The sequence below is a fragment of the Anaerolineales bacterium genome, assembly GCA_016928575.1.
GTDB lineage: Bacteria > Chloroflexota > Anaerolineae > Anaerolineales > RBG-16-64-43 > JAFGKK01.
Map to the genome: position 1 here is coordinate 1 of JAFGKK010000111.1, position 8,826 is coordinate 8,826.

Annotated in this window: 10 protein-coding genes; 3 read left to right on the forward strand and 7 right to left on the reverse strand. The window is 61.8% G+C overall.

What is annotated here, in order from left to right; translation table 11 throughout:
* Both JW929_13695 and JW929_13700 read right to left on the reverse strand, forming a co-directional pair.
* A partial coding sequence (locus JW929_13695) for a redoxin domain-containing protein (protein MBN1440457.1) occupies positions 1–315 on the reverse strand: 315 nt, incomplete at its 3' end.
* 106 nt (positions 316–421) lie between these two features.
* Complete coding sequence (locus JW929_13700) at positions 422–1,126, reverse strand: cupin domain-containing protein (protein MBN1440458.1); 705 nt, start codon at positions 1,124–1,126, stop codon at positions 422–424.
* Between the two features lie 722 nt (positions 1,127–1,848).
* Between JW929_13700 and tatC the strand changes: the two genes are divergently transcribed.
* From tatC to JW929_13715, 3 genes are all read left to right on the forward strand, one after another.
* Positions 1,849–2,769: a twin-arginine translocase subunit TatC gene (gene tatC, locus JW929_13705; GenBank protein MBN1440459.1), complete on the forward strand. Its 921-nt coding sequence runs from the start codon at positions 1,849–1,851 to the stop codon at positions 2,767–2,769.
* Between the two features lie 640 nt (positions 2,770–3,409).
* The gene (locus tag JW929_13710) at positions 3,410–3,991 is read left to right on the forward strand and encodes a PadR family transcriptional regulator (protein ID MBN1440460.1); all 582 of its coding nucleotides are present in this window, start codon (positions 3,410–3,412) and stop codon (positions 3,989–3,991) included.
* A 25-nt stretch (positions 3,992–4,016) separates the two neighbouring features.
* Complete coding sequence (locus tag JW929_13715) at positions 4,017–4,793, forward strand: SDR family NAD(P)-dependent oxidoreductase (protein ID MBN1440461.1); 777 nt, start codon at positions 4,017–4,019, stop codon at positions 4,791–4,793.
* 45 nt (positions 4,794–4,838) lie between these two features.
* Here JW929_13715 and JW929_13720 read toward each other — a convergent pair whose 3' ends face one another.
* The 5 genes from JW929_13720 to JW929_13740 all read right to left on the reverse strand — a co-directional run bounded on the left by JW929_13720 (position 4,839) and on the right by JW929_13740 (position 8,417).
* The gene (locus tag JW929_13720; GenBank protein MBN1440462.1) at positions 4,839–5,405 is read right to left on the reverse strand and encodes a hemerythrin domain-containing protein; all 567 of its coding nucleotides are present in this window, start codon (positions 5,403–5,405) and stop codon (positions 4,839–4,841) included.
* Positions 5,406–5,625: 220 nt separating this feature from the next.
* Positions 5,626–6,201 carry a hypothetical protein gene (locus JW929_13725; protein ID MBN1440463.1) on the reverse strand — a complete coding sequence of 192 codons (576 nt, stop codon included), beginning with the start codon at positions 6,199–6,201 and terminating at the stop codon, positions 5,626–5,628.
* A complete protein-coding gene (locus JW929_13730; GenBank protein ID MBN1440464.1) occupies positions 6,198–6,752 on the reverse strand; it encodes a hemerythrin domain-containing protein in 555 nt (184 codons plus the stop codon). The genes JW929_13725 and JW929_13730 overlap by 4 nt, the downstream gene beginning before the upstream one ends.
* 58 nt (positions 6,753–6,810) lie before the next feature.
* On the reverse strand, positions 6,811–7,251 hold the full coding sequence (locus JW929_13735; GenBank protein ID MBN1440465.1) for a DUF438 domain-containing protein: 441 nt from the start codon (positions 7,249–7,251) through the stop codon (positions 6,811–6,813).
* A 194-nt stretch (positions 7,252–7,445) separates the two neighbouring features.
* Complete coding sequence (locus tag JW929_13740) at positions 7,446–8,417, reverse strand: aldo/keto reductase (protein MBN1440466.1); 972 nt, start codon at positions 8,415–8,417, stop codon at positions 7,446–7,448.
* Positions 8,418–8,826 lie beyond the last annotated feature (409 nt).

The following is an 8,826-nucleotide window of genomic DNA, read 5'->3' on the forward strand; positions in this document are numbered from 1 at the left end:
GACCTCGACGTTCTTCATCCCCTTGTATTCGATTTTTTCCTTGATCGTCCGCAGCCAGGCGATGTGGCTGTAGAGGCCGTCCACCGAGAGCCCGACCAGCTTGCAGTTGGCCTTGGCGAAGCGTTCCTCCATCGAGGCGAAGGTCATGAATTCGGACGTGCAGACCGGGGTGAAGTCGGCCGGGTGGCTGAAGAGGATCACCCAGCTTCCCGAGAAATCGGCCGGGAAGTTGATCGGACCCTGGGTGGTCACCGCCTTGAATTCCGGCGCCTTTTCTCCGATGCGCGGCATGGGGGTTGCGGAGATTGTGTCCATAGTGTGCTCCTATATCTTAAGAGAGTCGCTCCCCCGATATGGGGAACGGATAATGCTTTTCAGCCGTCGGCGGATCCGGATGCGATGTGCGGTCCGGAGGCGGACGTCATTGCTCCGGTTGCGCGGGCGCCTCCAGCACGATCGACTCGTTTGGAAAATGGCGCTCCGCCGGCCGGTCGTTTTCGTCGGAGGGGCACAAGACCAACAGCGAGCGCGACACCCCCGGCCCGGGGTTTCCCCAGCGGTGGGGCAGGAAAGCTTCGAAGATCAGGCTGTCGCCGGGATCCATCCGGTAGGTCTGCCCGTCGACCGTATACTCCAGCACGCCTTCCAGGCAGAAGGCAAACTCCTGCCCGGTGTGGATGATCGGATCCGGCGTGCCCTCACTGCGGGCGGCCAGGGAGAGCAGCATCAACTGGCCTCCGTGCAAGGTCAAACCCTGCCCCAGGTCCGATAGGGATCCGTTTTGGAACACCGTCGACGGACGATTCCCGGCCTTTTGGAAGACGACGTTCCGTTTTACCTCTTCCGGCTGGAAGAACGACGCGATCGGAACCTGTATGGCCGCCGCGATCTGTTGCAGCGTGCTGACGCTGGGGGAGCTTTTCCCGTTTTCGATCAGGCTGAGCGTGTTAAAGTTTAATCCACTGATGTCGGCCAGCGCGCGGAGGGAGAGCGACCGCGCGTTGCGCAGCCTGCGCAGTTGTGCGCCGACATCGATCTCATCCGGCGGCGTGCCGCCCATCCGGCCGCGGCAACCCCGGCGGCATCGCCGTCCGCCTACGCCCCGGTTTCCCGGTTGCCCGTCCATCCGTTGCATTTCTTCTTGGCCTGCACTCATTGTAACAATATAATATTATAATTCTATCCGTTAAGCAATCCTTGTACTATTTCGATGTGTATTCCCGCCCAAGAATAATTCAAGCAAAGCGCTTAATCAAGTTGTTTGCTGGTGTCGTCGCGGGTCTCCGCTCCGGCCCGAGGGCAATCTTCCACTTCTGCGCGGCCATCTCCCTCGCTTCCTTGGCTCATCATCGGCGTGATTCTCGATGGGGGAGGCGGGGGTGTGCGAAGTCGGAGGCCAGTAAATTCCGGGGGTTCCAGGATGCCGGCTTCGTTTGCGCCGGGCGTACGTTCTCCGGCCGAGTTGCCACTCCTTTGAATGGTTTTCAGGCCTTTTTTATCCTACTCAGCTCTCCATCCCCACTCTTTCCTCAAATCCAACCCTCACTCCCTCCCCTCGCTTTCCCTCGCCTCGCTCGGGACAAGCGCTTGGGACAGGGGATAAGGGCAAGGATGGAAAGGAACAGGATTTCTTTATATTGAATAGGCTGAGAAGAGACGCCTTTTCTGCAATCTGGGGCAGGTGCGGCAAGCGCTGGCGAACGGCGGTGAAAAACCAAATCCGAACGCAGCCATCGCTCTTGGCAGGCCCATCCCGGTTGACAAGCGCGTGATGCCAGCCCGCCTGGGGTTTGGCGGTCCTGCGCCCCCGTCTAGTGGAGGTGGCATAATTCCGATAAAATCATCCTCATGAGTCGAATATCCAATATCGTCACCGCTCCCATCCGCCGCGTCCGCGATTTTCTCCTCGAAGTCCCCGAAGACACCCCGCTGTCCGAGACGATCGGTTCCGCGCTCGGCACCAGCGAGGGGCTGAGGGGATTGTGGGAGGGTCTGGCGGAACACCTGCAGGCGCTCCGCGGCCACCTCTTCCGGTCGATGGTGGCTCTGATTCTCACCACCGGATTGTGCTTCGCCGTCGCACAGGATCTGATGAACCTCCTGGCGTACCCGTTGGGGAATCCGGAGGCCGCGGCCGAGGCCGGAACCCGGGGCGGGATCGCCGGCTGGGTGGAGAGGGCGCTGGCCCAGGGAGCGGACGGCCTCGCCCAACTGCAGGTGATCGAACCGACCGAGGCGGTGGGGGTTTTCATGCGCGTCTCCCTTCTCGGCGGACTGATCCTCGCCCTGCCGTGGATCGTCTTCGAGCTGTACCTCTTCGTCGCCCCGGGCTTGATGCCGCGCAGCCGGATCGTCCTGCTGTTCGGGATTCCGCTGATCGCCGCCTTGTTCTTCGTCGGAGTGCTGTTCTGCTTTTTCCTGATGCTGCCAACCGCGATCCCGTTCCTCGCCACCTTCCTCGGCTTCAAAGCCGCCTGGCGCCCCTCGGCCTATTTTGAGTTGGTGACGACGCTGATGTTCTGGGTCGGCGTGACATTCGAGATGCCGCTCGTTTCCTACCTGCTGGCGGCGGCGCGGCTGATCAACGCCCGCCAGCTGGCGTCGGTTTGGCGCTTCGCGGTGTTGATCATCGCGGTGGTGGCGGCGTCGATCACGCCCACCGTGGATCCGGTCAACATGGGCTTGGTGATGGCGCCGATGATCCTTCTGTATTTGATCAGCATCCTTGCCGCGGCGGTCGCCGGCGGCCGACGCAAGAGAATTCCATAAAAAAAAACGTAATTGCTCAGCCAGTGGTTGTCATGCCGGTACCCGCCCTCGGCGCGTTATTCGCCGGGGGTGATTTTTGCCGGCATCCAGTAGATTTTTGAAAAAAACTGGACCCCGGCTTCGAGCACCCCGCTTGCCCCGGCATAGAGCATGCCGAGGGCGGGCGCGGGGGAGCCACGCCGGGGTGACGGACAAAAACTATAACCCCGGTGATGTTATGCTGAGATTATTCTGTCGAAATAAGCCGCCTGAGCCGTGAAAATTTTTTATGCTATTTATTTAGCAACTGCTCAACCAGTCTAATATTGAAAGGATAACCGGCCGTTTTCCATCCTTACCTCTATCCCCCGTCCCTCCCCTCGATCCGCTCGAGGACAGGCTTTCCCCCTCTCCTGGCGCCTGCCCTCGCGCCTGCCCTCGCGAAGCGGGGGAAGCGGGGGAAGCGGGGGTATGCCAGGAGAGAGGGAAGGGGTGAAGGGGTAGGTGAGTGAGGATTGGATGATGGCGGGATGCTGAGCAATTACCTCCTTTTTATTTTTTTTCCTATTGACATTCCAATTAATCGGTCGTATTAGGTGTTGACAAGCTCATTTTTTGTAGTACACTAATCACATAATAAATAAGTTTCATATGGAGGATTATGTCCCTTCGGTATGCGCTGCTCGGCTTCATAGAGATGCTGCAGCCGGTCTCCGGATACGATCTGAAAAAGTGGTTCGAAGGCTCGATCAGCTTTTATTGGCCGGCGACCCACACCCAGATCTATCGGACCCTGGCCGAGTTGGCGAAAGAAAAATTGGTTTCCGCCAAGAAGGTGGAACAGACTGCCCGGCCGGACAAGAAGATGTACTCCCTTACGGATCGGGGCTGGCAGTCGCTCACGGCGTGGCTGCATCAGGAGGTGGATCTGCCCGATACGCGCCACGGACTGCTCGTCCAGCTGTCGTTTGCCGACGGCTTGGAAACCGGGGAAATCCTCTCCCTGTTGCGCGGTTTTATGGCGAAGGTTCGTTCGCGCCTCCGATGCCTTGAGCAGGATCAGCAGCAGATCCTAGCCTACGGCCGCACAGGGCGGGAGCGCCTATTGTGGGAATTGATCCTCGACAGCGGCCTGGAATATTACCGCGGGGAGTTGCGCTGGGCGGAGCAGGCGGTCCGGCGGCTGCAGGAATACGAAGAGAAAAAACCGCAGATCTCCTCCGGGGACGGGGAGGGAACCTAGGTGTACGCGGAAAGGAAGTCTCGAGATGGAGCTGAAGAATAAAAAAATACTGGTCACCGGCGCGTCACGGGGAATCGGGCGCGCGATCGCGCTGGCGCTGTTGGGTGCAGGCGCGGAGGTCTATCTGACGGCGCGTTCGGAGGAATCGTTCGCCTTTCTCCGCGAGGGGGCGGCGGCCCGGACCGGGAAGGCGCATGCCGGCCGCCTGGACCTGGCCTCTCCGGAATCCATCCGCGAAGGGGCGGATCGGGCGTTCGCCGTCCTGGGCGGGATCGACATCCTCGTCAACAACGCCGGGATCACGTCGCAGAGTCTCGTGGTCGACCAGGATCCGGAGCAGGCCGAGCGAGAGGTGCGGGTGAACTATCTGGGCGCCTACCGTCTGACCCGGGCCGTCCTGCCGCGGATGCTCGAACGCGGGTCCGGAATGATCGTGAACGTCTCATCGACGATCGGCAGTGTGCCCAGCCCGACCCAGGCCAATTACTGCGCCACCAAGGCCGCCCTGGTCGCCTTCTCCGAAGCCCTGCGCGGGGAGGTGGAGGACCGCGGGATCGACGTCCGGGTGTTCCTCCCCGGGCATACGCAGACCGAAATGGGGAGAAGCATCCGGTTGAAAACGCCGCAGAGGATGACCGCCGAAGAGGTGGCCGCCCATTTTCTGCGAGCCCTGCGGAGCAAGCGCGCGGTTTACGTCTGCGGGGGGGCGAACGAGGGGATCATCCGGATCCACCGGATGTTTCCCGAAGCCGCGCGCCGGATCATGAAGGACATCGCCCTGGGTTCCTTCCGAAGCGCCTGAGAAGAAGCGACCGCGGGAGCGGGCGCCCGCCCCCCCGCCGCGAACCTATGCCGGATTTTTCGACCGCGCTTCGAGCCCGTCGGCGAACGTTTCGTATCCCAGCAGGGCCTCCCGGCCCAGCGAGCGGTCGACGGCTTCAAACTTTTCCTGCAGCGCCTCCAGGTCCTTCGGGTCCATCATTTTGAGCGTCATCGGGAAGAGGAGGTAATCCTCCTTCCAGATGTGATTCGGATACAGGCGCTGGATGCCGTCAAGGTTTGCGAGGATTCCCTTGCGGGCTTCCTCCCCGGCGCTGTCCAGCATCCCGACCGAATCCACCAGACCGCCGACCAGCCGCCGGCCCTGGACATGCTCGGCCGATAGCGCGCCGATCGGACAGCCGGTCATCGGCACGCCGCGGGCGATCAGCGCCGGGAAGAGCAGGATCTCCTCCTTGCCGTGATGGCACTTGTCGGCGTACACGCGCATGAAATCCGCGATCCGCCGCAAAAGATCCGCGTCGATCGCTCGGCCGGCGCGGATTTCCTCCGACAGCGCCAGGCACGCCTGGACGACCTTTTCGATGAATCGGTGCTCCCGTTCCAGAACCTGGGTCGGCAATGAGGCTCCCATGCCATTCCTCCCGAAAGAAGCGGTGGTCCTCGAAGCCGAGGACGGCCGTACCGATTGTATTCCCAAAACTCCTCGGGCGAACGTTGGCGTCCGGGGCGCGGCGATCCGGCTTTGGGCCCGATCCCGGGCAACGGCGCACTTTCCGGCAGCCATGACCGGATCCGGGTTTTCTTCTGTTGCGAACGGTGCTCCCCCCGCGGACTCGAATTGCCCGAGGATCTCAAAACCGGCGCGTTGAAGCGCGGCGGAGAAATCGGATTTCCGCCGGCCGTGGGCGCGCGGAGGAAACCCGCTGTTTCCAATCCCCGTGTATTCCGCGGTACAAGGTGAGGACGTAAACGGCGATCGATCCGTCCGGATCGAAATCGTAGAACCGGACGAAGATCCGCTCCCGCTCTCCTGCAGAGCGGGTTTGGGGGTCCATCCAGCGCTCGCGCAAGGACAGGATGCGGTCGAAATTCCGGTTTTGGAGGATCCACAAACCGCCGGGCTCAAGGCAATTCGAAAAAACCCGCAGGGCCGAGGCCAACCCGGCGGCGTCCGGAACGTGGGGCAGGGAATTGCCGAGGCAGAGGACGGCGTTGAAGGAATCCTTTCCGAAAGCCCCGGCCAGGGCGCCGAAGCCGTCCTGCGCGAAGCAGATTTCCGTTCCCGCGGCGGCTGCGTTGCTCCGCGCGCGGGATCCCGTAAACCTCCTTCCAGAAAGGGCAGCTCGCGCGCCGGGAGCGCAGGCCAATCGGCAAAACGGTCGTACCCGGTGCTCCACCCGTCCTACAGGCGGAGGATTTTCCATCATCCGGCGGCTTCCGCCACGATCGCTTGAACGAGCATGCGGTATCGCTTCCGCATCAGCGGGCCGAATTCCAGATTGTCGAACCGCAGGATTTCCGCGCTAACCTTCTTCTGCTGGTCGGGCGGGATCAGCCGGACGGCCAGCGGGAAGAAGAAATCGTCCTCCCGGCGGATGTGTTGCCGCAACAAGGTTGCGTACCCCTGCGCGTTCAGGAACACCTCCTCCCGGGCGGCGGACGGGTCGGATTCCACGACCCGCGCGGCTTTTTCCATCGCTCGCGAATACATCCGCGCCTGGGCGTGTTCGGCGAGCAGGATGGCGACCGGACCGGTCCGGTTGGAAAGCCCCGCCTCCATCATGGACGGGATGAGGATTTCCTCCTCTTTTCGAATGTGGTTTCCATCTGCGAAATTGCGGATAAAGTCGGCCGCCTTCAGAAAAAAACCAGCCCGGACCGCCGACCCGGCCTGCAGCAGCAGGGAGCTTTTTTCCAGCGCGTCGATCACCTGGAGGATGACGCGGTGTTCCTCCGCCAATAGGTCGGCTCCGTCCATGGCTGCCTCCAATGGCGTACTCCGTCGGCGGCGGCGCGCCGTTCGCCAACCGGCCGGATCAGCCGCCTTCTTCCAGAAGCCGGCGCTCCCCGGTGAGTTTGCGGATCGCGGTCACATCCTGGGTGACCTCGATCGTCCCCTGGAACGCCCCTTGCGGATCCCGGACGGCGAAGTAGCGGATGTGGATGAAGCGCGGCTCCGGGCCGCCGCCCTTCATTTGAATCCAGAACTCGGCGCTGTCGCGCTTTCCGGCGCGGAAATCGTCGAGAATCCGCTTAACGCGGTCCACGCTCTCCGCCGGATGGCAATTCAGCACGCTGCGCCCGACGACGCCGGGGGCGCGTTTGAAAATCCTGTCCTTCTGGCCGGAATAGAAGCGCACGACGTCGTCGGGGTCGACGAACGTCACGTCGACCGGCAGATGGGTCAACAGCAGGGCGATTTGCTGGGGGGTGAGCGCGCCGATTTGCAGGGGGATGGGGGTTGCGGATTCGGTCATCGATCCTCCTTGGTGTTGGTTTTCGGGGAAGCCGCGGGTATCGACAACAAACGCAGGTCCATCCACGGAGAACACGGATCGGCACGGAGGATTGCCTGTGCGCAAATCCGCTTGCCTCCGTGGAGGGATCCCGCTTTCTCGTCTGCAGCCGAGGAAGAAAGCGGGGGAGGCGGTATGGACGAACATCCCGCACTCTACCACGCATAGGCTTTCGGCGCTTCGCCGCCGGGGCCGGGCCAGATCGCATCGATCCTGGCCAGCGCGGAATCGCCAAGTTTGATCTCCAATGCGCGCAGGGATCCTTCCAGTTGTTCCATCGTCCGCGGGCCGATGATCGGCGCGGTCACCGCCGGATTGTGCAGCAGCCAGGCTAGCGCCGCGTCGGCCGGCTTCTCGCCCAGCTCCTCGCAGAATTTTTCCCAAGCCTCCAGCTGCGGCCGATGCTGCTCGATCTCGGCCTGCTGGCGCTCGTCGGCGCGCCGGCCTTCCTTCGCCTTCTGCAGTGCGCCGCCGAGGATTCCGCCCGCCAGCGGACTCCAGGGGATGATCCCCAGGCCGAACGCGCGGCAGGCCGGGACCACTTCCAGTTCGATCGTGCGCGTGATGAGGTGATACTTGCTCTGCTCCGAGACCAGCCCGAGGAAGCGGCGCGATTCGGCGGCGGCCATCGCCCGGGCGATGTCCCACGCGGCGAAGTTGCTCGAGCCGATGTAGATCGCCTTGCCCTGGCCGATCAGCACCCCCATCGCCTGCCAGATTTCCTCCCACGGCGTTTCGCGGTCCACATGGTGCATCTGATACAGGTCGATGTGATCGGTCTGCAACCGGCGCAGCGAACCCTCGGCCGCCTGGCGGATGTTCAGCGCCGAGAGCTTTTCCTGATTGGGCCAATCCCCCATGTGGCCGTAGACCTTGGTGGCCAGGACCACTTTTTCGCGCCGTCCGCCGCCCTGGGCGAACCAGCGGCCGAGGATCTGTTCGGTGACGCCCTCGCCGAGTTTCCAGCCGTAGACGTTGGCGGTGTCGAAGAAGTTGATCCCGAGTTCGAGCGCCCGGTCCATGATTCGGAACGCGTCGGCTTCGGTCGTGTGCGGGCCGAAGTTCATCGTCCCCAAACACAGGCGGCTGACCTTAAGGCCGGTCCGGCCGAGGTGGGTGTATTCCATGTCATCCTCCTTCGTTCCAAAATCAAATAGTACAAATATTGTCCAATTATTACATTATACGCCAAGCGCGATATTGGCAAACCGGCGACGGGGAAAAATCGGACAGGATTATCAGGATTTCTCAGCAGCAACTGTAATGTTATTTGAAATTACGCGGGCTTCGTACGATGCACTGTCCTAACCCCCTCTCCCCCAACTCCCTCGCTGCGGTATATTCCGGGAAGGGGTGCCTGACCTCGGTGATTCTTCGAGGTGAAGGCGAGGTGTGATGGTTAGGACAGCAAAGGCCGAGCAGTTGCGATCGGTTGATAAAAATCCCGTCAATGAGCCTGTTGCACGAGTAAAGCAAATTTCGGGAATTGCCGTAAAACCAGCGAGTCCTTTTCGCAGATTTAGTGTTTTACATAGC